This is a genomic window from Sporocytophaga sp. (assembly GCF_017745095.1).
Lineage (GTDB): Bacteria > Bacteroidota > Bacteroidia > Cytophagales > Cytophagaceae > Sporocytophaga.
Genome location: NZ_JAGHZZ010000001.1, coordinates 529,155 through 553,846 on the forward strand (window position 1 = coordinate 529,155; position 24,692 = coordinate 553,846).

Sequence of the window (24,692 nt, forward strand, 5' to 3'; positions counted from 1 at the left end):
TTTTTACTTTGAATAGATTGGAGATTTGATAATTCCCAACCTATGGAAGAAGTGAGTCAGAGAAACTTTCAGTACTCCTAATCCATAGATAGAGCTTCTTTTAAAATTGATTGAAGAAGCTTCCTCAAAGTATTTTGTTGGACAGGTTACTTCTGCAATTTCAAATCCTGCCATAAAAATCTGAGAAAGCATTTGATTGTCAAAAACAAAGTCGTCAGAGTTTTTGTGGTAAGCAATAGCTTCTAGTGCTGTTTTCGAAAACGCTCTGTAGCCAGTGTGGTACTCACTTAATTTCTGACCGATCAGTATATTCTGTGACAAGGTGAGGAATCTATTGGCAATATATTTATACATTGGCATTCCACCTTTAAGGGCACCTTTGCCAAGAATTCTGCTGCCTAAGACTACCTGATACAAATCATTACCGATAATGCTTGTCATAGCATGAATTAGCTTAGGAGTATACTGATAGTCTGGATGTAGCATTATTACAATATCAGCGCCAAGTTTCAAGGCCGAATCATAGCATGTTTTTTGATTTCCCCCATAACCCTTATTTTGAGTATGAACTACCACGTGTTTTATACCTATTTCTCGGGCTACTTTTGCAGTCTGGTCTTTACTTGCATCATCTACAAGAATAACTTCGTCCACAATATCAAAAGGAATCTCATCAAAAGTTTTCTTTAATGTAAGTTCCGCATTATATGCCGGCAGCACTACCGCGACTTTTTTGTTGTTGTACATAAAATATTGAGAGAATTCAGATTTTAATTTCCTTGCAAATTAAGATATTTAGACCTGTTTAGGAAACAGCTAGGGAAAATTTGTCCGTATGAGGATTTTGAAATATTAATTTGAACCATGAAAACGATAAATATAGGAATTTTAAGAGAAGGCAGAATACCAACCGATAGAAGAGTTCCCTTATTGCCGGAGCAGTGCAAGGCGATAAGCGAAAAATATCCTTTTGTAAAATTTTTCATTCAGCCTAGCCCGGAAAGATGTGTGAAAGATTCAGAGTATGAGGCTCTTGGTTTTCCACTCCAGGAAGATTTATCTTGCTGCCATATACTTTTTGGGGTAAAGGAAGTGCCTATTCCACTTCTGCTTCATGATAAAACATATTTCTTTTTTTCTCATACCATAAAGAAACAGCCTCATAATAAGAAATTATTACAGACGATCATTGAAAAACGAATTAGGCTTATTGATTATGAGGTTTTAACGGATAAAAATGGTAATAGAATAATAGCATTTGGAAGGTATGCAGGAATTGTCGGTACTTATAATGCTTTTTATACTTATGGTCAGAGGTATGGTTCCTATAATTTGAAAAGAGCATTTGAGTGTTATGATTATGCAGAGTTAAAGCAAGAGCTGAAAAAAGTGAAACTGCCGTCAATTAAAATTGCTTTAACAGGAGGTGGAAGAGTGAGTAATGGCGCTATTGAAATTTTTGACGAGCTTAAAATTTCTAAAGTTGCTCCCTCTGATTTCTTAACGAAAAGTTTTTCTTATCCAGTTTATTGTCAGCTCCGATCGGCAGACTATCATAAAAAAAGAAATGGAGAACCATGGTCCGGGGAGGAGTTCTATACTCATCCTGAAAGGTTTTATTCCACTTTTTATAAATATGAAAAAGTTACCGACTTGCTCATTGCCGGAGCTTACTGGAATCCTAAAGCCCCTGCGCTTTTTACCAAAGAAGATATGTTTAGGGATGATTTTAATATAAGGATTATTGCAGATATTACCTGTGATATTGATGGTTCCATACCTTGTACCAAACGACCTTCAACTATAAATGATCCGGTTTATGATTACAATCCATTTACCGGAGAGCTTGAATTAGCATTTTCAAACCATGGAAATATAACTGTGATGGCAATTGATAATCTCCCTGGGGAACTAGCAAGGGATGCAAGCAAAGACTTTGGTAGACAGTTGATTGAAAATGTACTTCCCAACCTCCTAGGAGAAGATAAAGATCGTACAATTGAAAAGGCGACTATAACAAAAGGTGGAAAGCTTACAGAAAAATTCGAATATTTGGAAGATTACGTTAAGGGTTAATTGGTTGAATTTAAGTAATATTTGTACATGCAAATGTACGATTATGTGGATTAAAATATAAATTGCATATTTGCAGTAATAATTTATAATTTAAATGGAAAAATATTCATATATCAGTAATGCTCACACAGATTACCTGGATGAGCTTTACAAAAGCTACAAAGAAAACCCTGAGTCGGTAGATTACAGCTGGCAGAAATTTTTTGAGGGTTTTGATTTTTCAACACAGAAATATGGGGAAAACGGTGGCAAGACTAATGGCCATGCTGCAAAAGGTGCAGTATCAGTTTCTTCAGATTCAGTTCTAAAAGAAATTAAAGTGAGCCAATTGATCCATTCTTATAGAAGCAGAGCTCACTTAAAATCTAAAACTAACCCAGTAAGAGAAAGAAAAGACAGAAGCGCTTTGCTTGATCTTAAAGATTTTGGTCTTTCGGATGCAGACCTTGATACATCTTTCCAAGCGGGTGAGCAGCTGGGAATGGCTGGAGCCACTTTACGTAAAATTGTTGAGACTTTAAAATATATATATGAAGGTCCGATAGGATTTGAGTATTCATATATAAGAGAGCCTGAAATCAGAGAGTGGATAAAAGATAAGGTAGAAAAAGAATCTCTTAATTATCAGTTAAGTGCTGATGAGAAAAAAAGAATTCTTTACAAGCTGAATGAGGCTGTAGTATTTGAGAACTTCCTTCATACAAAATATATAGGTCAGAAGAGGTTCTCTCTTGAAGGAGGAGAAACTACAATCCCTGCACTTGATGTATTGATCAGTAAAAGTGCAGAGCATGGAGTAGAAGAAGTTGTGATTGGTATGGCGCACAGAGGAAGACTAAATGTCCTTGCCAATATCATGAATAAAACCTACGAACACATATTTAATGAGTTCGAAGGTACTGCAGTTCCGGATCTTACCATGGGTGATGGTGATGTGAAATACCACATGGGGTATTCCAGCGAGATAACTACAGTAAACAATAAAAAGGTTTATCTTAAGCTTGCTCCGAACCCTTCTCACCTTGAGGCTGTGGATCCTGTGGTTCTCGGTTATGTAAGAGCAAAAGCAGACAGATTATACAAATACGATTACAAGAAAATTCTTCCTGTATTGATTCATGGTGATGCTGCTGTTGCTGGACAGGGAATTGTTTATGAGATCGCTCAGATGTCTAAACTTCCAGGATACAATGTTGGCGGTACAATACATTTTGTAATCAATAACCAGGTTGGTTTTACGACTGACTTTGATGATGCACGTTCAAGTATCTACTGTACGGATGTTGCAAAAATCATTGATGCTCCTGTTCTTCACGTAAATGGTGATGATCCGGAAGCTGTGGTATTCTGTATGAAAGTAGCTGCTGAATACAGACAAAAATTCCAGAGAGATATCTTCATTGATATGGTGTGTTACAGAAGACATGGCCACAATGAAAGTGATGAGCCTAAATTTACACAGCCTTCTCTCTATAATATTATTGCAAGACATCCGAATCCAAGAGAAGTATACAACAAAAAGCTTATTGAAAAAGGTGATGTTGATGCTCAGCTTGCAAAAAATATGGATAAGGAGTTCAGAGAAATGCTTCAGGATCGTCTTAATCAGGTGAAGCAAAAAGCACTTCCATATACATTCCAGAAAATGGAAAAAGAATGGCAGGAACTAAGACGCTCTACACCTGCTGATTTTGAACAATCTCCGGATACATTCATCTCTCAGGAGACTATTGATAAAGTCGGTAACGCTCTATCAACAATTCCTGATGGGTTCAAACCATTGAAGCAGATTGAAAAACTTCTGAAAGAGAGAAAAGAACAATTCTTTGAAACAAAAGTACTGAACTGGGCAAGCGCAGAATTACTTGCTTACGGATCTCTTCTTCTTGACAGAAAAATAGTAAGAATAAGCGGACAGGACGTTCAAAGAGGTACATTCTCTCACAGACATGCGGTTTTAAAAGACGCAGAAACAAACGAGCCATATTTCACTCTAAACAATATTGCGGATAATCAGAAGAGCTTCAGAATATACAACTCATTGTTGTCTGAAAACGCTGTTCTTGGTTTTGAATATGGTTATGCAATGGCCAATCCTAATGCTCTTGTAATCTGGGAAGCACAGTTCGGTGACTTTGCTAACGGAGCACAGGTAATGATTGACCAGTTTATATCAAGCTCTGAGACTAAGTGGCAAAGACAAAACGGAGTCGTGATGTTATTGCCTCATGGTTATGAGGGACAAGGTCCGGAGCACTCAAGTGCAAGATTGGAAAGATTTATAGAATTAGGTGCTGACTATAACATTATTGTTGCAAACATCACCGAGCCTTCAAACTTCTTCCATGCATTGAGAAGACAAGTGACCTGGCCTTTCAGAAAGCCATTAATTGTTATGTCTCCTAAGTCTCTTTTAAGAAATCCATCAGTGGTATCTCCAATGAACGAATTCATGAGTGGAAAATTCAGAGAGATCATTGACGACAAAGAGGCAGATCCTAAAAAAGTGAAAAAAGTTTTATTGTGCTCTGGAAAAGTATATTATGATCTACTTGATGAGAAGGTAAACAATAAGAGAAGTGATGTTGCAATTGTGAGGCTTGAACAATTATATCCTCTTGCCCAAGATCAGTTGAATGCTATTCTTAACAAATACAAGGGCGCTAAAGTGGTTTGGGTTCAGGAAGAGCCTGTAAACATGGGAGCATGGGAGTATATATTGAGAAATCTGTATAAGAAAGCCGATATTGATGTAGTTGCCAGAGATGAGGCTGCTTCTCCAGCGGTAGGATACCTGAAAGCTCATAACGAGTCACAAAAAGATCTTGTACAACAAGCATTTGCATAATAATTGAATTAATAACCTTTTTCACTAAATAATAAAGAGAATGGCTTTAGAAATAAAAGTCCCGGTAGTCGGGGAATCTATATCAGAAGTAACAGTTGCAAGATGGAATAAGAAAGACGGGGATTTTGTTAATGCAGATGAACTTCTTTGTGAACTTGAGTCTGATAAAGCGACTTTTGAATTAAATGCAGAAACAGCTGGTATCCTCCGTATCAAAGCGAAAGAAGGAGAAACTGTAGTGATTGGCGGACTTCTTTGCGAAATCGAGCCAAGTGGCAAGAGTGAAGCAAAACCTAAAGAAGCAGCCAAAGAAGAAGCTCCGGCTCAAACTTCAGGAAGCTCTGTAATTGAAATGAAGGTGCCAACAGTAGGGGAATCTATCTCAGAAGTAACGCTTGCGCGTTGGTTTAAAAAGAATGGTGAAGCAGTTGCTGCTGAAGAAGTTCTTTGTGAGTTAGAATCAGACAAAGCTACATTTGAGCTTACAGCGGAAGCTTCTGGAACACTAGAGATCATTGCACAAGAAGGAGCAGTTCTTCCGATTGGAGCGGCTATTTGTAAAATATCAGGAGCAGTTGCCAAATCAGGAGCTAAAACTGCTGCTGCACCAGTTGCAGGAAATACTGACTATGCTAAGGGACATACTTCCCCTGCAGCAGGTAAGATACTTGCAGAAAAAGGTATTACTCCGACTGCTGTTGCTGGTACTGGCAAAGACGGAAGAATTACTAAAGAAGATGCACTGAATGCTGAAGCTGTTAAGAAGGAAAGCGCACCAGTTGTAAAACCGACAGAAGCTGCTAAGCCTGCTGCTCAAAGCGGAGCAAGAAGCCAAAGAAGAGAGAAAATGACAAGTCTGAGAAAGACTGTGTCAAGGAGACTTGTTGCTGTTAAAAATGAAACAGCAATGCTTACTACTTTCAACGAAGTAGATATGAAGCCAATCATGGATCTGAGAGCGAAATATAAAGATCAGTTCAAAGATAAGTATCAGGTTGGTTTAGGTTTTATGTCTTTCTTTACTAAAGCTTGCTGCCTTGCTCTTCGAGAGTTTCCTGCAGTTAATGCTTATATTGAGGGTGAGGAAATCGTTTACAATGACTTCTGTGATGTATCGATCGCCGTTTCAGCTCCGAAAGGACTTGTTGTTCCTGTGATTCGTAATGCAGAATCAATGTCTTTTGATCAGATAGAGAAAGAAGTAGTAAGACTTGCAGGACGTGCAAGAGACAATAAACTTACTATTGATGAGATGACAGGAGGTACTTTCACTATTACAAACGGTGGTATCTTCGGATCTATGCTTTCTACTCCGATTATCAATGCTCCTCAGTCTGCGATTCTTGGAATGCATAATATAGTTGAAAGACCAGTTGCTGTGGGTGGACAAGTAGTTATTCGTCCGATTATGTATGTAGCACTTTCTTACGATCACAGAATTATTGACGGAAGAGAGTCAGTAGGTTTCCTTGTGAGAGTAAAACAACTACTTGAAGATCCTTCAAGATTATTATTAGGGATATAAGAAATATGTATTATTTCAGACTGCTTTTAGTTTTTCTTTCTCTGATTTTTGCATCGTCACAAAGCAATGCTCAAATCTTTGACATAAAGTTGAGTGATGCTAAGAAGATCAAAGAAAGGAAACTGATTGTAGTGCTTGCAGATACAACCCGCGCCTGGGGAAAAAGGAGCAATGATTTAGTGAAGTCCATTGTTCCAAAATATTGGGATTCAATTTCAATAGAATTCATGGATCTTTCACAGGTAAGGAAATTATATGCGTCAAAAAATACTGAATATTTTACCCTCGAATTTTCTTCTCTTAGAAATCAGAAAAATCCTCTTCTTGAAAAACTCAGTCCTGAGGTAGATCCCAGATCTGTATTGTGGAATGCCAAAGAACATGGGTATTTTGAGCTGGCATTGTCAGAAAATTTTGAAAAGCCATTTTATAAGTTTCGAACAGCAGTATCAGCACCTATTGAAGGAGATTTTATTATCGCTGTTCAGCAAATTTCTAAACTGATTGCTTATAAAAAATTGGATCCTGGATTTTCCGATAAGGAATATTTCAGATCGATTGCAGGAAAAGCTCAGATTCTAAAAGATAGGACATTGATGATTGATACCCTTCAGCTGAAACGTTTTTTCAAAACGTTTACATATGTTTCTGAGGAATACACTCAGAAGTATCAGTTGACAGATTTTGCGGAGATTACAGAAAAGATAAAAGGATCAGATAGTGTAGTGGCGTATACGGCTGTTATACCATATACTGATGTATTGGGAAGAGGTAAAAGTTTTGAAGGCACTACAGGAGGAGGAATGGATGCATATGAAGGGAATATTTATTACCTGCATGTTGTTATAGATGCCAGAGAGGGCGAAATTATAAGTTTTGCAAAAGATGAAAATGCCAATATTGAGCGAAGAAGCTTGAGGCAGTTTGTCAGATATTTCGAATAATCATTTCACAATTTTAACTTTTTAAATTTCTGATCATATGACATATGATGTTGTAGTTATTGGTTCGGGTCCTGGCGGTTATGTTGCTGCCATCAGATGTGCCCAGTTAGGAATGAAAACAGCTCTGGTTGAGAAATATACTTCGTTAGGAGGTACTTGTCTTAATGTGGGTTGTATACCATCAAAAGCATTGCTGGATTCTTCAGAGCATTATCATAATGCTGCTCATGCTTTTAAGGCACATGGTATTGAGTTAAAAGATCTGAAGGCAAATATTAAGCAAATGATTCAGAGAAAAGGCGATGTTGTTAGCAAAACGGTAGACGGCATCAACTTTTTGATGAAGAAAAATAAAATTGATGTATACACTGGGCTTGGTTCATTCCTGGATAAAAACACCATACAGATAGCAGGTGCTGATGGAAACAAAACCATCACAACAAAGAAAACAATCATTGCAACAGGTTCAAAACCTTCTTCATTGCCTTCAATTGCTATTGATAAGCAAAGAATCATTACTTCTACAGAAGCGCTTAACCTTACAGAGATCCCTAAGCAAATGATTGTTATAGGAGGTGGAGTAATTGGTCTGGAATTAGGTTCAGTATATGCGAGATTGGGTACAAAGATTACAGTTATAGAATACCTTGACTCAATTATTCCTACAATGGATAAAGCTCTTGGAAGGGAGTTACAAAAAGTATTGAAAGGTCTAGGCTTTGAATTTTACTTCAATCATAAAGTTACAGGTGCAACTGTAAAAGGAAAAGAAGTAAGCGTTAAGGCAGATGATAAGCTTGGTAATTCAGTTGAGTTTAAAGGTGATTATTGCCTTGTGTCTGTTGGAAGAAAACCTTATACTGAAGGTTTAGGTCTTGAGAAAGCCGGAGTAAAGCTGGATGAAAGGGGAAGAATTGCAGTAAATGATCATTTGGAAACTTCAGTTCCTGGTATCTATGCAATCGGTGATGTAGTGCGTGGTGCTATGCTTGCACATAAAGCTGAAGAAGAAGGGGTATTTGTAGCTGAGTATATGGCTGGTCAAAAACCACATATTAATTATAATCTGATTCCAGGAGTTGTTTATACCTGGCCTGAAGTTGCAGCAGTAGGTTTTACTGAAGAGCAATTAAAAGAGCAGGGAAGAGCATATAAAACAGGATCATTTCCATTCAAAGCTTTAGGAAGAGCTAGAGCAAGTATGGATCTGGACGGGTTTGTAAAAGTTCTTGCAGATAAAGGAACAGACGAAATTCTTGGAGTACATATTATTGGTCCTAGAGCTGCTGATATGATAGCAGAGGCTGTTGTAGCGATGGAGTTCAGAGCGTCTGCAGAAGATGTTTCAAGAATGTCACATGCTCACCCGACCTACACTGAAGCCTTTAAAGAGGCATGCCTTGCGGCAACTGAGAACAGAGCGTTGCATATGTAATTGTTATGTTTAAAATTATTAAAGGGCTGTTCTGATTAAGAATAGCCCTTTTTTGTTTTATACAAGACCTTTCCATTTATATTTTGGGGAGGTAAATGAAAAATGGAAATGCCTGAAAAGCCCTTCAGTATTGTCGTTTTTTACCTCTTATTTTTAACTTATGAACGATTACTTTGTATAAGTATATAACTCTTAACACCTAACGAAAATGTCACAAATCAATCCTTATCTAACTTTCAATGGTAATTGCCAGGAAGCTTTTAACTTTTATAAATCCATATTTGGAGGAGAGTTTACGGCAGTTCAGAAATATAAAGACATGCCTCCTTCTGAGGAATTTAAAATTGACACCAAGTTTGGAGACCGAATCATGCATGTTTCTCTGCCGATTAATAATGACAATGTACTTATGGGGTGCGATTCAAATCCTGAGTATGGAAAGGTTGTATTTGGGAGCAATATTACTTTGAGCTTTAGTGCAGATACAAAATCTGTTGCAGATAAAGTTTTTAATTCCTTATCGCAGGGAGGAAAAGTAGTAATGCCTTTAGCTGATACTTTCTGGGGCTCTTATTTTGGCATGTGTGAGGACAAATTCGGTATCAATTGGATGGTAAGTTTTGACTCGAAAACAAAATAAAATTTGCAACCTTATTGAATTTTTTTTGAAACCAGGCTTAATTAAAAATATGTTATAAATAAAACTATATAACTATGGTAACGCTGACATTACTTAAGTTTTCAATAAAGATAAATGCATCGCAAGATAAAGTGTGGAATGCACTTTGGTCTGATGCTTCATACCGTCAATGGGCAGACGTTTTTAGTCCGGGTTCTTATGCAGAAAGTGATTGGAAGGAAGGGAGTAAAATAAAGTTCCTGACTGCTGATGGTGATGGTATGTTTAGTGTTATAGAAGTTAACAAACCCACTACTCAAATGACGTTCAGGCATCTGGGAACCATTTTAAAAGGTAAGGAGCAGCCAAAAACAGAAGAAAGCGAGGATTGGGAAGGAGCTAAGGAAAGTTACTTTCTTTCTGAAAATAATGGAGTGACTGAACTAAATGTGGAAGTGGATGTCACCAATAAATATCAGGATTATTTCAATAAAACATTTCCAAAAGCTCTGGAGATTGTTAAAGAAATTGCTGAGAGATAACCTACTAATGTTTGGTTCTTCCGAATGTGGTATTTAACCTTTGGAAAGAATGATTTTATCAAAGTGAAATTTTTCAGTCTTAAAAGGAAATAAATTATTTTAATAAGTAAAAGGAAGCTCGGACAACCGAGCTTCTTTTTTTATTTCTTTATTTAGTTTTTACAAGCTTAATGGTTTCTTTACTTCCATCAGTGTAATTTACAAATAGAGTATAAACTCCAAAAGATAATTCCTGTCCAAAGTCTTGAATGTCTATTTCGCTTAAATGGCTTTGTGAATAAACTTCTTGTCCAAGGTTATTAAACATAGACATAGACGATATTACTTTATCCGATTTTATTGAAAAACTAAAGTCAGATGGATTAGGCAAAATTACAGTTGATGAAGAAGTCTCTAGTGTTCCTTCCCTTGGAGATGAACAAACATTGATGGTTTTGCATAATTGCTGATAATAAGGTGCTCCGCTATAATTTACACCAGCACATAATTGTCCACCAGTAAAAGAAGAAGTCAATATAACTGTGGCCTTATATGGCTGACCAGATACAGGGGTAATGCTTTGCACAGAAGTATTGGCCCACCAGTTATATGTCATAGCTCCTGTACGTAATGAAGGATTTACTTCAAGTACAAATGTTTGTCCGGATGTAGAACAATCCGGCCCGATTAAATCACCTGTAGGTGCTGCATTAACTATTATAGATATTGCTGAAGATGTAGTACTTGCATTTGCATTATCAAATGCTTTTGCCGTGATAGAATAAGTTCCTGCAGCAACGTTAGTCCATGAATAGCTATATGGAGAAGTGAGAGCTTCACCTAATTTAGTTGTGCCCTGGTAAAATTCCACTTTCGAAATACTGCCATCTGAATCACTAGCGCTTGCAGTTATTGCAATGCTTGCAGGCGCTGTAAATGATGCATTGTTAATTGGAGAAGTTACGCTTACAACAGGAGCAGAATTAGATGTTGGATCAACAATGACGATCACTGTATCAGACACTTTAGTTAAACCACCGCCATCAAAGGCTTTTGCGGTAAGTTTATATGTGCCTGCAGGAACATTAGTCCATGTCCAGTCAAATGTTGGGTAGTTGGAATCTTCTCCCAATTTGACTCCATTTTGATAAAATTCCACCTTTGAAATTGGACCCTCGGAGTCACTTGTACTCGCGCTGATACTGATTGATGCAGGAGCTGTGTAATGAGTTCCTGTTAAAGGCGTTATTATACTGACTGTAGGAGGCGTATTGGAAGTATTCACAGTAATTGTTACAGGTATAGAAATAGAAGTTAATCCTGTGTTGTCATAAGCTTTTGCTCTGATAGTATAAGTTCCATCAATGATACTAGTCCAGTTAAATGAGAATGGAGCGTTTAAATCTTCTCCAAGCTTATTTGACCCTTCATAAAACTCCACTTTGGAAATAGAGCCATCGCTGTCGCTTGCTGCAGCATTAATGGTTAAGCTTGATGTACTATAAGTCGAATTATTTAATGGCGAAGTTATATTCGTTAGAGGTTTTGATCCAGTAACTCTAAATAAATCTCCATCCTCAATTACTTTTCGGGATAGACCGGGTCCTGCAATCTGAACCACAGCAAATTCATTTGATGCATTATAGTCAAGATAATCAAATGTAAAAGCATGTTTACCGGCTTTTAATGCGATTGAGTTGTATAATATGTCTCCATCCTGCGGATAAGAATGCTGAATTATAAGATCGTTTCCAATTGTTAATTTACCAGTTGTACTGGCAATTACATAAAAAGAATAGAGGCCATCAGCCGGGATATTGACGTATCCCGTAAACCGTATTCCATAATTGTCTGCTCTGTTTCTTATGGAGAAAAAATCGAAATTATTAATGGTTCCGGTCTTTATAGGGGTAAGGGTACCAAAATCAGGCATGGATGGCCATGTTCCTTCATAATATTGATAGTTTATGCCGGAGACTGCTCCTGCTGGATTTTCAGCAATTCTGTAAGGAGCACTTTTTAGAGCAATGGCCCTTCTGCCGATAGCTCCTGAGGTACTTTTTGCCCGAACACTAAACCAGAAATTGGAGGAAGATATGTTTTGAAATAAATAGTTCGTGTTAGTTGTATTCCCGATCAGTTGCATCTCTTTGTCTGCAGGACTTAACTGGAACACATCATAAGAAGATGCGCCTGTTACAGCTTGCCATGATAGTTGCCTTTGTGTGCTGGTGGGTGCATTAACTACAACATTTTGAGGAACTCCTATTACGTAAGAAGCTCCAGCACTCACTCCTGTTATTGAACCATTACTTACTCTTATTTTTAGTCCTGCGGTTGTTAAATTGGGCACAGTCCAATCATAATATTTTTGACCTGAAGGAATGCCAGTAGCAATGCTGGTCCATGTTGATCCATTGTCGGATGAATAGGAAAGTGAAATTGGCCCGGGGGCAGACTCTTCGTCCCATCTCAAAGTTACCAATTCTCCAGGCACCATTGATTCGCCATAGTATGGATAGGTAACAGTAATAGAAGGTTGAAGGATTTCATACGTAACAACGTAGTCTTGAGATCCGCTGGTGAGGAATTTGCCACTTACAGTAAAATTATAAACTCCATTAGGATTATCAATAGTAACTTGCTCTATGTTATTCAGGTTATCAACACCTCTTATGGCAAGGTTATTTTCCTGTCCTATGGCAGGGTTTAATATCCATGGCAGATATACAGTAGAGGAGTTTTTAACTCTCAGATTAAGATTGTTAACAAGCGAAACTGTCGCAGTTACTGAGGCTGCCGGATCTTTCCAATATAATAGTACTTTTAGTTTAGCAGAACCTGAAGGAACTGTGATTGCGTGAGTCACGCTGTCCCCGGCATTTACGCTGCTTTGAAAGTAGTTAGTATCTTCCAGGTCTTCGACTGCCTTTTTCAAATTGATCAGTCCAAATCCAAATGTAAAATCAGGACCGGAGTTGCCTAAATCATCAGCAGAATTACATAAGAGTGCTTTAATTAAAGCCGAATTGGGAGTTGTGTTTGAGTTTAATTGTTTGTAACGCTCATATAACAATGCTGTAGCTCCTGTAACACATGGAGTAGACATACTTGTTCCTGATAATAATGAATATTGATTCTCAGGAAATGTTGAAATTACATTCTCTCCAATGGCAACAACTTCTGGCTTAATTCTTCCGTCTGCAACTGGCCCTATACTTGAGGTTGAAGATATTTGGTTATCATAGCTGATATTACCTACGACCAGAGAATTCTTCGCAGCCTGAAAACCGCCTCGTGCTGTTCGGAATGAGGGTCCGAAGTTACCAGAAGAAAAGACATGCAATAGGTCTGGATAGTTAGTATTTGTTAGTTGAAGATCCACTGTTCTGCTATCGTCGTTGTATACTCCGCCAGCTCCATAAGAACCATATGAATTGCTAGTTATTTTTACATTATTGTTCGTGTAGTAATAAGGTGCCGAAACAACATCATCAGTCATATTTGTATATACAAGATTTGCTTTGGGGGCTATGCCAGTATATAAGGGATTAAGATTTCCTGTTCCTGCTAAAGTGCCGGAAGTATGATCACCATGTAATTCAGTAGAAGAAGATGCATAGTTATTGATTCTGTTCTGCTGGTCCGGGTGTATGTTGCCTGTAAAAACATCTCCTATTGCAATGCTCATGCCATCGCCTTTAAGGTTTCTTGAAGTGGAAATTCCAGATCTTAAAACATTGACTCTTGACGCATTCACGCCTGGAAAATTGTCAGTTGTGGGGGCAGGTGAGACAGGAGAAATGCTTGAAACACCTTCTATGGTTGCAATTGAGGGTATAAGATCTTTATCGATTCTTATTACGAATTGGTTTTGATCCGGAGATTCTTTTAGAATTTGTCCACCTATTGAAGTTATATTGTTTTTAACGTTCGAAGATAGATCAGAAGTAAAATAAGTAATTTTCAGATCGACTTTTCCAGCTACTTTTTCAGCATGTTTAGGAATACTTCCATCTTTCAGGGAGTTGTCAATTTTTTGCTCAGTCTTTATAGGCTCAACGCTTCTGACATTAAGGCTTTTGAGTGTAGTCTCGCTTATTCCTTCTGGTATCGATGCCCAGTATGCATTATTTGGAATGTAATTAAAGAGTTGAATGCCTGCTTCCTTTATTTTTTCATGATCCGCTTTAGAGGGAAGGTCATAAAATTGAATTAAAACATAACTTTTAGCAGATGCAGCTTTTCTTGTTTTCTTTGATAGAGATAATTTCTCTTCAGGGACATAACTGCCTGATTTAAGCTTTACTTTAAATTTTTCAGGATCGTCCGGTGCTTGAGCCACAGATAGATAGGACATTCCTGTTAGCATAAATGCCAGTAGAATTTTTTTCATAATAAATTAAGGTTTGGGACTGTTTATGATTGGCGGTGATGTTAAGGTAGGAGATGAAATTTTGGATCTTTGTAACAAAAGATACATAAGGTGGGTCGAATGGTATGTTTTTATCGATAGATGGAATAGTTGAAATGAAAACTAATTGATTATCATGCAAGTACTGGCTGACAAATTTTTTGATATAAATTTGATTTTGAAAAAATTAATTAGAAGGTGAGATCTTATTTATTTTTTGAATGAAATCTTCATTTTAAGTGAAATTTTTGTGTGAATTTGCAGTAAAATTTATCGCTGAATAACGTAGATGTGTAGTCAGATTTATCTTGATCTGTTTAGAAATTTAAAAAACCAATATAGGGTATTATTTATCAATTAATATTTTTATCAGATGGTACAAGTCGCAAATTCTCTTCTTTGGAAAAATATTGAAGCGTATAATTTTGATGAGCAGAGTGAAGTTTACGGATTCTCAACCCGACTTTCAAAGGAAAATAAGTGGACGATAAATTTTACGAAATCAGCTATCCAGGAGTACAAAAAGTTTATGTATTTGGCTGCAACATCTGATAAAATGGTATCTCCATCAGAAGTAGTAGATATTGTATGGCATCAACACCTTGTGTTCACTAAATCCTATAATGAGTTTTGTAATCTGTTAGGTAAAAAGATCGAACATATTCCTTCAACACATAATAGTAAAGATTATAGGAAGTTTGCTGCGGCTAAAGAAAGAACTAAAATTACATATGAAGAAAATTTTGGAGTACAGCCTGAAGAAATATGGAATTACTCTGATATATATGGACCACTTTCATTGCCTAAGGCTTCAATCAATTTAAGGACTTTTTTATTGATAGGTATTTTTGCCTTTGTTTGTCTTGTAACGCCTTGTTACTATTTATTTAGGCCGCTTGTTATAGAAATTGGTAATCCTTATTATATGTGGATGTTGCTATTGGGCTGTGGTGTTACATTTGCTTTACTGGATTTTTATAATAAAAGAAAACAAGCTGCATTTGTGGATGGGCTGCCTGGATATTCTTTCATTAAGAAATTAACACCTGCTGAATTAATATACTCACAAGATATTGAGCTTTCTTATCTTATAGATGGAACTGTAAGCAAAATGATTGAAGATGGCAAAATCAATGTGAGTAAAAATTTCAGATTAAAGAATAAAGCGAAATCCTTACCGGAAAGCATTTATGAGTATGTTGTAAAGGAAACACTTAAGAATCATAGCAGAATAAAATATAATGAATTATTAAGGCTACTTAAAGGTAAAAATGTTTTTTCTTCCATTGCTGATGCGATGGATGCATTTCAAAAATATTATATCAAATCAAAATACTTTGGACGATTATACTACATGAACTTTGTCATTATATCATTGGTATATATGGCTGCTGTTGTAAGGCTCTTTACAGGAGTATCAAGAAATAAACCGGTTTTCTGGCTAGTTGTATTTTTGATAGCTTTTCTTATAATAACTATATTATTCCTTAAACGTCTTACTAAGCAAATACTTAAAGAAAGTATTCCGGCATATTACAAGTCTGATAGTGTTCCTAAACATATAAATATTGAAGATTGGGATTGGAAGTATTTTATGATTGGATCAGCATTCCTTTTTCCGGCCTTTATTTCTGCAAGAAATGCGGGTAATGTAGACAACAGTTCTGGGGGAGATAGTTCATCTTCCGGGTGTAGTAGCGGATGCAGTTCTGATACTGGAAGTTCATGTGGAAGCTCATGTGGCAGTTCCTGCAGCAGCTGCGGAGGATGTGGTGGGGACTAGGTTCTCGTCTTGTTAATTTTTTTTTAATATTAAAGTTTTAAGATCAAATGAAAAAAAAATTACTTACATTTTTCCTATTATCTTTCCTACAGGTTGCAGGAGTATGCCAGAACCTGGGAGAGGTTAAATTTTAACGATTTTTCTTTTTTTGATAACAAAAGGTCTTCAATGGCCAGAAAAGGTAATTATGTGTTTTTTGCCCAATTTGAATGGAGTGTACAAATCTTCTGATAATGGGAAAAACTGGGTCTATTCAAGCACCGGCCTGAATTCAGTGATATCAAAGTTTGTAAGCGATATTCATGCGGATGAATCCGGTGTATATATAGTTACACCTGTTGGTGTTTATAAGTCAAATGATAATGGTGGTAACTGGAGGGAGTCTAATAACGGTATGAATTTTACAGGCAATAAAGAATTTGAAAGAATTTTTAGATTAAATGGAAATTTGTTCGTGTATGAAAATGATAATGGTAATGACAGGATATACGAATCTACAGATAATGGAGACAATTGGACTAAGGCTGTTGGATGACTAGCATTTGATAGATTTTTTCATATAGGTTCATTTATTTATGGGGTAAATGGGGATGATGTAGAAAGAAGCAGCAATGGCATTGAGTTTTTACCATTTCCTATGGATGGCGTTAATGGATTAACCATTGAGAAAATTTGTGGTACGGATGAAGCTCTTTTTTTTAGAAATGGTAATAATATTTATCACTCAAAAGCAGGTGGTGTTTGGAATGCGACTACTTTGAACTGGGTTCGGAAGAGAAGCTTTCAAATTTATTTTATTTGAACAATAAGTTATATCTCATAACAACTAATTCAGAGGATGAATTAATTTCTCTGCAATCCTCTACTGATATGGGAGAGTCTTGGATGCCAATTATTATTTCAGGTTTAGATAATAATCGTATATCAGGACTTAATTTTTTAAATAATAACCTAATAGCAATTACAGATGCGGGATTGTTTTTTCTGGAAGATGGAGAAAATACCTGGGCTAATAGGACCAATGGATTGTTATTAGCAGATGGATATAGAATTTCAGCCTCAGGAAATGTTTTGTTTAATTATGTAGATAATGGAATACTCCGGTCGACAGATGATGGTAAGACATGGCAGGTGTCCTTAGACAGTAATCCTAATGATGATGAATATACTCTTGAGGATTATGTTAATTATGGAAGATATTTGTATGCTAAAACTGAAAAACTTTAAACAGAAGCGCAGACAAAGGAGTGACCTGGGATAAGCTTATTCTGCCAATGGCCCAGTTCTCCGGGTTTGATTTTGCTGGAGGAAGCGGGGATACGTTATTTATATCTTTCTCCGGACAGTATACCGGAGGAAAGTATTTTACATTAAATGCGGGAGATAGTTGGTCTCAATGGGGAAAGGACACCTGGGTAAATAAGATAATATGGAATAGAGATGCAATGTTTGGCGTTAAGACTGAAATTTACCAGGACGGTAACTTATTCCGGGAAAGACAGGTGTATTAAGATCTGATGATTTCGGGCAAACTTGGGAAGCTTCTTCTGTAGGCATTGATACAACTATATATATCAAGTTTTTGATTCAAGGGGAAAGTGCTGAGACATTATTTTTATTGGGTTATGGAGTAGGTGTAAACCATGTAATGTATAAATCCAACGATAATGGGGCTTCCTGGAATTTGGCAAATATCAATTATGATGCAGACTTATCTCTAATTTCAGACCTAAAGTGTCATAATAAATCTCTGTATATGGCGTATGTTGGTGGGGTACTTAAAAGCGATGATGGTGGGGAAAACTGGGAGTCAATTTCTGTGAACCTGCCTGCGGGCTCGTTGGGGCATTTGCATTTAGAGGGGAGGAAATTTATTTTGGGACATATGGACATGGAATCTGGAAAACATCTTCTGCACCTTTAGCTATCTTTGGGATCAATAGCTCCAGTGATAATTTTTTCATTTACCCGAATCCTGGTTCTGCTTCTGCGAATGTCAAATCAATAAATGGTAATGGCTTTGTTAGGATACTGAATATGCAAGGAGAGGCAGTAAAGGAAATTAATGCTGAGCCGGGAAATGTGGTTACCGGAATTCCAATTAATGATGGTCGTGCTGGAATCTATTTACTGAAGTATGAAAGCGAAGGCAAATCTTATTCTGAAAGAACTTGTTATTTTGAGATAGATGGTGCTTTAGAGTTAATACAAATTTTAAATGAAATAATTTGTATTAACTCTAATGAAGTTTTAAAAATTGATTATATTGATTGAGAATATTTTTGTTAAAGTTATAAACATTTTTCACGCTTATTTGTTAATAAATTACTTTAAGCAGTCTTTGGGGTTTAAAAGCATAAACTTCCAGTATGCATGAATAAAATTGAAAATGTACTTTTGATAGACGATGATAATATCACGAACTTCATAAATCAGCGTCTTCTGAGAAAACTAAACGTAGCAAGTAACATAACTACAGCCACCAACGGCTATGAAGGGTTGGAGCATGTCCATAAATTTTGCAGGAATTTTAAAAACTGTTCTCATTTGATTTTTCTTGATATTAAAATGCCTGTAATGGATGGTATTGAGTTTCTGAAGGAGTTTAATACTCTGAATCTTCCTAACAAAGAAAATATCAATATCGTAATGCTTTCTACCTCCTCTAACGAAAATGATATCAGGCAAATTGAAAAATTTAAAATTCGTGAATTCCTTACTAAACCTCTTACAGAGGAAAAGATATTAAAGGTATTGCAGGATTGGGAATCTTACTGCCATGAGTAATTTTGCATAAATTTATTAATAGAAGAATCCTAGTCTGAAATTAAATAACTCATCTTCTTCTGAAAAGGCATAGGTAGCATTCATAACAAATCTGTCATAGATTGACATCCAAACACCCGGCCCATAGGATGTATGCCATTCTTTAGACTTTTCTCCACGTACATATACTCGACCATTATCTAATAATGCCATCAGGCCAAATTTTGCAGGAAATATATATGCATTAAAGTTGAAAAGCTCTCCCCTTATTTCTACATTTTGATAGAAAGAATCATCTCCAATGAACCTCGTTTTTCTATAGCCTCTAACGTTTTGCGTTAAGCCTATACTATTGCCCTGATAAAATTCAAAGTCCCCTCCTGTAGCAGCACCGCCAATCCGCATTGCCAATGTTAGTTGTTTGGGAAGATTAGGTGTAAGATAAACTACAAATTCACTTTTAAAATGTCTGTAGTATCCCTTACTATATGTGAGCCTCCTGCTGATGTTTGCTTCAGTAGTCAATAATATACCTCTTGTAGGATTGTAAATGTTGTCTCTTGTACCTAGTACAAATGAAGTCCTTAAGCCAAGGAATTGCTGTCCGTTATATATTTCTGGGTTTGTCTCACCTAGCGTCTCTGAAAGTAATGTTCCGGTATTGTCTTCTACTCTGTAGTATTCATAAAGTGGTCCAAGATTTATTTTAAAATAGTTTGTAATATTTTTGGATAGTGCAGGATTGATCAGGGTATGCAATAGCCTCACTCTATAAAAATCAATACCTGCTATTTTTCCGGGAGTCTCATTTCCATATCCGAAGAAGTTGAATACAAATGCCGGCGCATATGATAATGCATGAATGTATAAATCATATTTTTTTATAATGTTTTTTATTTCACCTGTGTATTCTATTTTTCTTGAACGGGTTGTGGTGGCAACATTCACCATGAGCCTGTGGCTTGCACCATATGGAATGCTTCTGAATTTATATGTCTGATATAGTACACCTGCTCCTATATAGAATCCATCATCTGGATTGTAATATAGTGTAGCCTGAGGTCCAAGATACTTGTACCTGAACTCATCAAGACCAGGGAAATTTACACTTTCTTTGAATGAAGTTTGTACGCTTGTGCTTTTCCCTTTTTGGATAAATGTATCATAGTTGGTATCATAGATAAACGTGCGGTTGCCACAGCTATTGACCTTAGATAAGTCAAGGATAGTATCTTTATCTTTGCCACCTATGATTCTGATCTTAATACCTTTGTCAACATCTCCATTAATGAGGAACTTGTCTTCCCCGCCGAGCCCGTATAATCGGACTTCTTTTGTTAGGTCTGAATTAAAAGTACGCTCATATATTTTCTTTGATACTTCTCCTTCTTTATTGATTTTGTTAATAGTAACCTTAGTATGTGAGTCATCTATTCTTTCTACAGAGAAATGCTCATCTTTATCACTTCCAAATATGTCAGTATATTGATTCAGTTCACGATAGTATTTAAGAGCTGCTTCCCGTAGCAGATTTCTTCTGCTTTTCAACTTGGCTGTGATTTCAGGACCATGTATTGGGTATACTGAATCAGGAAGTGCTTTAACTGCTTCTTCAATTTCTTGGTCAGAAAGTTCATTACTAATGCTATCAGCAATCTCTATCCAGTCGTTTTCATCAAGGGAGCTTAAGAATCTTCTGTCTAAATTTTTTGCACTAAGATTTAGGCCTACAATATCTCCGTATTTGTAATCAAAAGTTTGAAGATTTCTGATTACCCATTTTCTGCTGATGATAGAAGGGAATACTCCGTCAAATTTGTAAAAGACTTGATCTCTATCTTCTGGAATTGCTCTGTAAATCTTTCCTTTTTCAGTGGGAACACCTGTCCATCTGTATTGACGTTCATGCCTGTCCCAGTCTCCCATGAGCATATCTATAAGCCTGGTTTTTAAGAAAAATCTTTGATCTACTATGTTATCATTATCTTCTTCAGTTTCTTCATACACTTTATCTGTACCAACAATATTTTTTGAATAACCCAGGCTTGCGACATTAGAATGATCATCATTAGCATCTTCTTCCAGAAATGACAAGCTACCTTTAAACTCTTCACGATAGGGTCCAAGGCAGCTGTCGTTTGGAATGTATACTACCCTGGGATTGGTATGGTAAATACCCACTGCTTCAGCTATCTTAGCCGCCACAAGGCAACCATATGGGTGTTGTGCAGAGATTTGATCCTGTGCAAGATCTTGCACAATAGTATTTTTAAATGTTGCAGGAATGGCTTTTGAAGGGTTTTTGTCAATGGACCTTAATACAAACTTCTTTCCATCTAGATTTTTTAGTTTAAGTGATTTTGATTGTTTCCCTCCTCCAATGCCATAAGGAATCAATCCTCCTTCGTCAGTACTGAGGTTTACATATGGGATGGTGATAGGTTGAGTCCAGTCTTTTCTATAGTGGTTTCCAAATAAAAACTGGTGAAGTTTGGATGTTTTATATTGTTTGGAAGCTGGCATAGTGACAGAAGAGTCTTTATAGTTTTTTTCAGATAATGAGCAAAACAACTCTAGTGCACCAGTTTTTTTTTCATAAAGTTTATGTCTGAATTTTATAATTCCAGTTGATCCGTCTCCTTCGGGTATCCAGTATTCAACCCAGGCTTGCCCTGATTGATAATAGTTAATCTTAGCGAATCCTTTAGATCGCTCAGTATACAATGCATTGCCCCCTCCTGAAACAGGATTTAGTCTGCTTCCTGCTCCGCTAACAACATGATTGATTTTACCTTCTATATGAAACTGAAGGTTATGATCATGTCCAGCGGAATAAACAAGATTATCATATTCTCCTATTACTGATGTTATCCTGGTTTTGAAATATTGGTATCTATAGTGTGATATGTCCTGATCAACACCACCGAATTTTCTGTATAAGGGATAAATAGCACCAATACCAGGCAGGGGAACATAAAGATTTTTTCTTATAATTCTTAAAGGAAATATGTAATCCAGAAAGGTATAGTACCCTCCATGGTTTCCATTGCTGTATAATGGATGATGGGCCACTATTAATTTATGTTTGTTTTTGTTATTGTCCAGAAAGTCTTTGAGTTGTACAATCATGTCGTCTTCATCTTCAGCTTCGCAGTCTCCGCATTCTCCATATGGTTTAATATATTTATGAAGCCACCATTGTGAATCTATAGCTGCAAAAGCTATCTGAGGATGAATCTTTGCAGTGAAAGGACCTGGGCATGCATTGTCCGGAACAAATGAATTGCCTCTCTTTAAGTAATTTTCTACAAAAGACTCTTGCCTTTTAATTGCCTTTAGTCCTCCCGCTCTCATATAATCCCAATCATGATTACCAGACACCAGATAAACCTGGCCCTTATAATTCTCAAAGATTTTAAGTTGTTCTATTAGTTTCGCTTCTTGTCTTTCCCTTGAATTGGCAGAGGAATCAGGCATACCATCAAAATAAATATTGTCACCTAAAAAAATAACGGCGCTATTAGTATCATCGTGAATGGTTTGTCTGAGAAGTTTCAAAGTTGGTTCTTGAACAGTAAGGGACGGGCTCCCAGCATCACCAATAAGATAGACTGAAAATACAGGCTGCGTGCTATCAGGACGAGCTGTTTTCCAGTTTCTTACTTCTTTTTTGTAGTAGGGTAAATCTATACAGGAAACATTCAGTATTGAGAGAATAAAAACATTTATCGCTAAAAAAAACTTCATGTTGGAATTCGGAAAATTTTGGTCAGTTTTTATCTGAAAGCACTAAAGATTTTAATCTGGCAAGGATATGTAAACACTTATCAGCTATATCCGGTTATTTCATTAACTCTATTTTACTTTAAGTGTTTTTTTAAATGACTCATACTACTAAAATATTAGGAGAAGTTGTCCCTTATGTTTTTAATCTGTTAAGGGATAAATTATCTCCTCAATATTTGTATCATAACTTTTATCATACAAGTGAAATAGTTAAATCTTGCAATGCTCTTGGAAAGCTTGCAGGCCTGAGCGCCGATGAGTTGGAGATTCTTGAATTGGCAGCCTGGTTCCATGATACTGGATTCATTAAAGGTTATAAAGATCATGAGGCAGAAAGTATGCGTATTGCAGAAGATTTCCTTTTGAAGGCAGATTATGATAAGGGTAAAACGGCTAGAGTCCTCAGTTGTATAAAAGCAACAGCAAGATCAGAAGCTCCAACAGGGAAGCTGGAAATGTTGCTCTGTGACGCGGACTTTTCTCATACTGGGAATAAGGACTTTGCCTCTAAGGCGGAGCTATTGAAGTTGGAATGGGAAAATTTTGAAATGAGCAGTTGTTCTGATAAGGAATGGAATAAAAATCAGCTTGAGTTTCTTTCTTCCATTTCATACTATACAAAAGAAGCAGAAGAGCTTTATGGAGCCCAGAGATTATTGAATATTATAGAGCAAAAGAAAAAGGTTGAAGCTAACAAGGAAAAGGAGGAAAAGAAAAAGTTAAAAGGGGAAAAGTCAAATGTTCCTAAGCGTGGTATTGAAACGATGTTCAGGAGTGTTTACCGGAACCACATAAACCTTAGCTCTATAGCTGATAATAAGGCCAATATGATGATTAGTATCAATACTATTATTATTTCCCTGATGCTTACTGTGGTAGGAGCTAAGTTTTCATTTTTTGGAACCAGCTTAAAAGAAAATCCAGCTTTGATTTTTCCTGCAATTACTCTTATAGCTACCAGCTTGGGAAGTGTGATATTTGCAATACAGTCTGCCAAACCAAAGGTAACTAATAGGATTGAAAGAGGGGATGCAAAAAATGATAAACATAATCTACTCTTTTTTGGAAATTTCACTCATCTCAGTCTTCCTGAGTTTGAGGTTTCAATAATGGAAGTAATGAAAGAAGATGTACTCTTGTATTCTAATATGATCAATGACTTGTATTATCTGGGGCTAGTCTTGCAAAAGAAATACAAGCTTTTAAGATATAGCTATACATTTTTTATGGTTGGTCTGATTGTGACCGTATTGGTTTTCATAAGCATACTAGTATATCTTAAAGTAGGAAATCATCCTATAAAGCAATACCATTTAAAGTTTTCTTAGGATCAATTTCTTCTTTAAGCGGGCTGAGACTTAAAAATTTATAATGTACTTTGCCAATATAGTCATAACTTTTGGAGCCACTTCTAAGCTTTGACCATGTAAAACTGTTTTTAGTGAGATGCTCATTTTGTGTGAATAAATACTGGTCAGTCATTAACAGATATTCCTTTTCTTTAACATTGTTCTTCAATATACGGTGTGCCAATATCACATCTGGACCAACAAGTTTCAACATACCTTTAATCTCAGTTGTTGTGATACATCCATAGTGAACTATAATTTTAATTGTCAGATTACTGAGCTCTTTAGGTTCTATGTTGCTTTTCTCTCTTATATCCTGTATTGCAAGATGAAAGTCAAGAAAGGTTTTCCTAACCTGAGATTCAAGCATGTCAAATCCTGGAGGATCTCCTGTTTTATAAAACATTACAGCATCACCCAGTATTTCAGCTGTTTTAAAATTCAATATGTTTGAGTCAATTATTACTTCTAACAATTGATGAATGTATTCTTTACTTTTTTCGATTTTAGTGCTTTTAATAAATTTGGTAAACCCCGAAATGTCCGGAATAAAAAAAAATGCAGGCTGGGCATCCTCAATCGCTGAAATGAGATCTATATACATAAAGCTATACTCAGTATAATAA

19 protein-coding genes and 1 pseudogene are annotated in these 24,692 nt (G+C 36.4%); 16 read left to right on the forward strand and 4 right to left on the reverse strand.

Annotated elements, in window-relative coordinates:
• Positions 1 to 3: 3 nt before the first annotated feature.
• Positions 4 to 747: a glycosyltransferase family 2 protein gene (locus J7604_RS02260; protein WP_293890425.1), complete on the reverse strand. Its 744-nt coding sequence runs from the start codon at positions 745 to 747 to the stop codon at positions 4 to 6.
• A 117-nt stretch (positions 748 to 864) separates the two neighbouring features.
• On the opposite strand from J7604_RS02260, the gene J7604_RS02265 reads away from it, so the two are divergent.
• The 7 genes from J7604_RS02265 (at position 865) to J7604_RS02295 (ending at position 9,989) form a co-directional block, all read left to right on the forward strand.
• Positions 865 to 2,076, forward strand: a complete 1,212-nt coding sequence (locus J7604_RS02265; protein WP_293890428.1) for an NAD(P)-dependent oxidoreductase — start codon at positions 865 to 867, stop codon at positions 2,074 to 2,076.
• Between the two features lie 94 nt (positions 2,077 to 2,170).
• Positions 2,171 to 4,924 carry a 2-oxoglutarate dehydrogenase E1 component gene (locus tag J7604_RS02270; RefSeq protein ID WP_293890430.1) on the forward strand — a complete coding sequence of 918 codons (2,754 nt, stop codon included), beginning with the start codon at positions 2,171 to 2,173 and terminating at the stop codon, positions 4,922 to 4,924.
• A gap of 40 nt (positions 4,925 to 4,964) precedes the next feature.
• Complete coding sequence (gene odhB, locus J7604_RS02275) at positions 4,965 to 6,449, forward strand: 2-oxoglutarate dehydrogenase complex dihydrolipoyllysine-residue succinyltransferase (protein ID WP_293890433.1); 1,485 nt, start codon at positions 4,965 to 4,967, stop codon at positions 6,447 to 6,449.
• A 5-nt stretch (positions 6,450 to 6,454) separates the two neighbouring features.
• A complete protein-coding gene (locus J7604_RS02280) occupies positions 6,455 to 7,393 on the forward strand; it encodes a hypothetical protein (RefSeq protein ID WP_293890436.1) in 939 nt (312 codons plus the stop codon).
• A gap of 37 nt (positions 7,394 to 7,430) precedes the next feature.
• Positions 7,431 to 8,828 carry a dihydrolipoyl dehydrogenase gene (lpdA, locus tag J7604_RS02285; RefSeq protein ID WP_293890439.1) on the forward strand — a complete coding sequence of 466 codons (1,398 nt, stop codon included), beginning with the start codon at positions 7,431 to 7,433 and terminating at the stop codon, positions 8,826 to 8,828.
• Positions 8,829 to 9,036: 208 nt separating this feature from the next.
• A complete protein-coding gene (locus tag J7604_RS02290) occupies positions 9,037 to 9,468 on the forward strand; it encodes a VOC family protein (RefSeq protein WP_293890442.1) in 432 nt (143 codons plus the stop codon).
• Positions 9,469 to 9,542: 74 nt separating this feature from the next.
• A complete protein-coding gene (locus J7604_RS02295) occupies positions 9,543 to 9,989 on the forward strand; it encodes an SRPBCC domain-containing protein (protein ID WP_293890444.1) in 447 nt (148 codons plus the stop codon).
• A 148-nt stretch (positions 9,990 to 10,137) separates the two neighbouring features.
• Here the strand turns inward: J7604_RS02295 and J7604_RS02300 are convergent, their stop codons facing one another.
• Positions 10,138 to 14,364, reverse strand: a complete 4,227-nt coding sequence (locus J7604_RS02300) for an Ig-like domain-containing protein (protein ID WP_293890447.1) — start codon at positions 14,362 to 14,364, stop codon at positions 10,138 to 10,140.
• Positions 14,365 to 14,755: 391 nt separating this feature from the next.
• Here J7604_RS02300 and J7604_RS02305 point away from each other — a divergent pair, with 391 nt between their 5' ends.
• The 8 genes and pseudogenes from J7604_RS02305 (at position 14,756) to J7604_RS02335 (ending at position 18,952) form a co-directional block, all read left to right on the forward strand.
• Positions 14,756 to 16,165: a hypothetical protein gene (locus J7604_RS02305; RefSeq protein WP_293890450.1), complete on the forward strand. Its 1,410-nt coding sequence runs from the start codon at positions 14,756 to 14,758 to the stop codon at positions 16,163 to 16,165.
• A 148-nt stretch (positions 16,166 to 16,313) separates the two neighbouring features.
• A complete protein-coding gene (locus J7604_RS02310; protein WP_293890452.1) occupies positions 16,314 to 16,700 on the forward strand; it encodes a hypothetical protein in 387 nt (128 codons plus the stop codon).
• Between the two features lie 263 nt (positions 16,701 to 16,963).
• A complete protein-coding gene (locus tag J7604_RS02315) occupies positions 16,964 to 17,392 on the forward strand; it encodes a hypothetical protein (protein ID WP_293890455.1) in 429 nt (142 codons plus the stop codon).
• Between the two features lie 20 nt (positions 17,393 to 17,412).
• Entirely contained in the window at positions 17,413 to 17,676 is a 264-nt protein-coding gene (locus tag J7604_RS02320) for a hypothetical protein (RefSeq protein WP_293890458.1), read from the forward strand.
• Positions 17,652 to 17,705, forward strand: a pseudogene (locus J7604_RS27015) (hypothetical protein); the annotation flags it as partial. The gene J7604_RS02320 and the pseudogene J7604_RS27015, both read left to right, overlap by 25 nt.
• A gap of 42 nt (positions 17,706 to 17,747) precedes the next feature.
• Positions 17,748 to 18,089 carry a hypothetical protein gene (locus J7604_RS02325; RefSeq protein WP_293890460.1) on the forward strand — a complete coding sequence of 114 codons (342 nt, stop codon included), beginning with the start codon at positions 17,748 to 17,750 and terminating at the stop codon, positions 18,087 to 18,089.
• Positions 18,090 to 18,127: 38 nt separating this feature from the next.
• On the forward strand, positions 18,128 to 18,439 hold the full coding sequence (locus J7604_RS02330) for a T9SS type A sorting domain-containing protein (protein WP_293890635.1): 312 nt from the start codon (positions 18,128 to 18,130) through the stop codon (positions 18,437 to 18,439).
• Between the two features lie 99 nt (positions 18,440 to 18,538).
• Positions 18,539 to 18,952, forward strand: coding sequence for a response regulator (locus J7604_RS02335; protein WP_293890462.1), 414 nt, complete (start codon positions 18,539 to 18,541; stop codon positions 18,950 to 18,952).
• Positions 18,953 to 18,967: 15 nt separating this feature from the next.
• Here J7604_RS02335 and J7604_RS02340 read toward each other — a convergent pair whose 3' ends face one another.
• Positions 18,968 to 22,678: a metallophosphoesterase gene (locus J7604_RS02340; RefSeq protein ID WP_293890464.1), complete on the reverse strand. Its 3,711-nt coding sequence runs from the start codon at positions 22,676 to 22,678 to the stop codon at positions 18,968 to 18,970.
• A gap of 134 nt (positions 22,679 to 22,812) precedes the next feature.
• On the opposite strand from J7604_RS02340, the gene J7604_RS02345 reads away from it, so the two are divergent.
• Positions 22,813 to 24,045 (forward strand): Pycsar system effector family protein, encoded by a 1,233-nt coding sequence (locus tag J7604_RS02345; protein WP_293890466.1) that lies wholly within the window; start codon positions 22,813 to 22,815, stop codon positions 24,043 to 24,045.
• Here the strand turns inward: J7604_RS02345 and J7604_RS02350 are convergent.
• Positions 24,014 to 24,670 carry a DUF2652 domain-containing protein gene (locus J7604_RS02350; RefSeq protein WP_293890468.1) on the reverse strand — a complete coding sequence of 219 codons (657 nt, stop codon included), beginning with the start codon at positions 24,668 to 24,670 and terminating at the stop codon, positions 24,014 to 24,016. The two genes, J7604_RS02345 and J7604_RS02350, sit on opposite strands and share 32 nt — an antisense overlap.
• Positions 24,671 to 24,692: the final 22 nt, after the last annotated feature.

Bases quoted from the DNA above. Each gene is read 5' to 3' on its own strand.
- J7604_RS02260 (WP_293890425.1), bottom strand. From the start codon at position 747: ATGTACAACAACAAAAAAGTCGCGGTAGTGCTGCCGGCATATAATGCG.
- J7604_RS02265 (WP_293890428.1), top strand. From the start codon at position 865: ATGAAAACGATAAATATAGGAATTTTAAGAGAAGGCAGAATACCAACC.
- J7604_RS02270 (WP_293890430.1), top strand. From the start codon at position 2,171: ATGGAAAAATATTCATATATCAGTAATGCTCACACAGATTACCTGGAT.
- odhB (WP_293890433.1), top strand. From the start codon at position 4,965: ATGGCTTTAGAAATAAAAGTCCCGGTAGTCGGGGAATCTATATCAGAA.
- J7604_RS02280 (WP_293890436.1), top strand. From the start codon at position 6,455: ATGTATTATTTCAGACTGCTTTTAGTTTTTCTTTCTCTGATTTTTGCA.
- lpdA (WP_293890439.1), top strand. From the start codon at position 7,431: ATGACATATGATGTTGTAGTTATTGGTTCGGGTCCTGGCGGTTATGTT.
- J7604_RS02290 (WP_293890442.1), top strand. From the start codon at position 9,037: ATGTCACAAATCAATCCTTATCTAACTTTCAATGGTAATTGCCAGGAA.
- J7604_RS02295 (WP_293890444.1), top strand. From the start codon at position 9,543: ATGGTAACGCTGACATTACTTAAGTTTTCAATAAAGATAAATGCATCG.
- J7604_RS02300 (WP_293890447.1), bottom strand. From the start codon at position 14,364: ATGAAAAAAATTCTACTGGCATTTATGCTAACAGGAATGTCCTATCTA.
- J7604_RS02305 (WP_293890450.1), top strand. From the start codon at position 14,756: ATGGTACAAGTCGCAAATTCTCTTCTTTGGAAAAATATTGAAGCGTAT.
- J7604_RS02335 (WP_293890462.1), top strand. From the start codon at position 18,539: ATGAATAAAATTGAAAATGTACTTTTGATAGACGATGATAATATCACG.
- J7604_RS02340 (WP_293890464.1), bottom strand. From the start codon at position 22,678: ATGAAGTTTTTTTTAGCGATAAATGTTTTTATTCTCTCAATACTGAAT.
- J7604_RS02345 (WP_293890466.1), top strand. From the start codon at position 22,813: ATGACTCATACTACTAAAATATTAGGAGAAGTTGTCCCTTATGTTTTT.
- J7604_RS02350 (WP_293890468.1), bottom strand. From the start codon at position 24,670: ATGTATATAGATCTCATTTCAGCGATTGAGGATGCCCAGCCTGCATTT.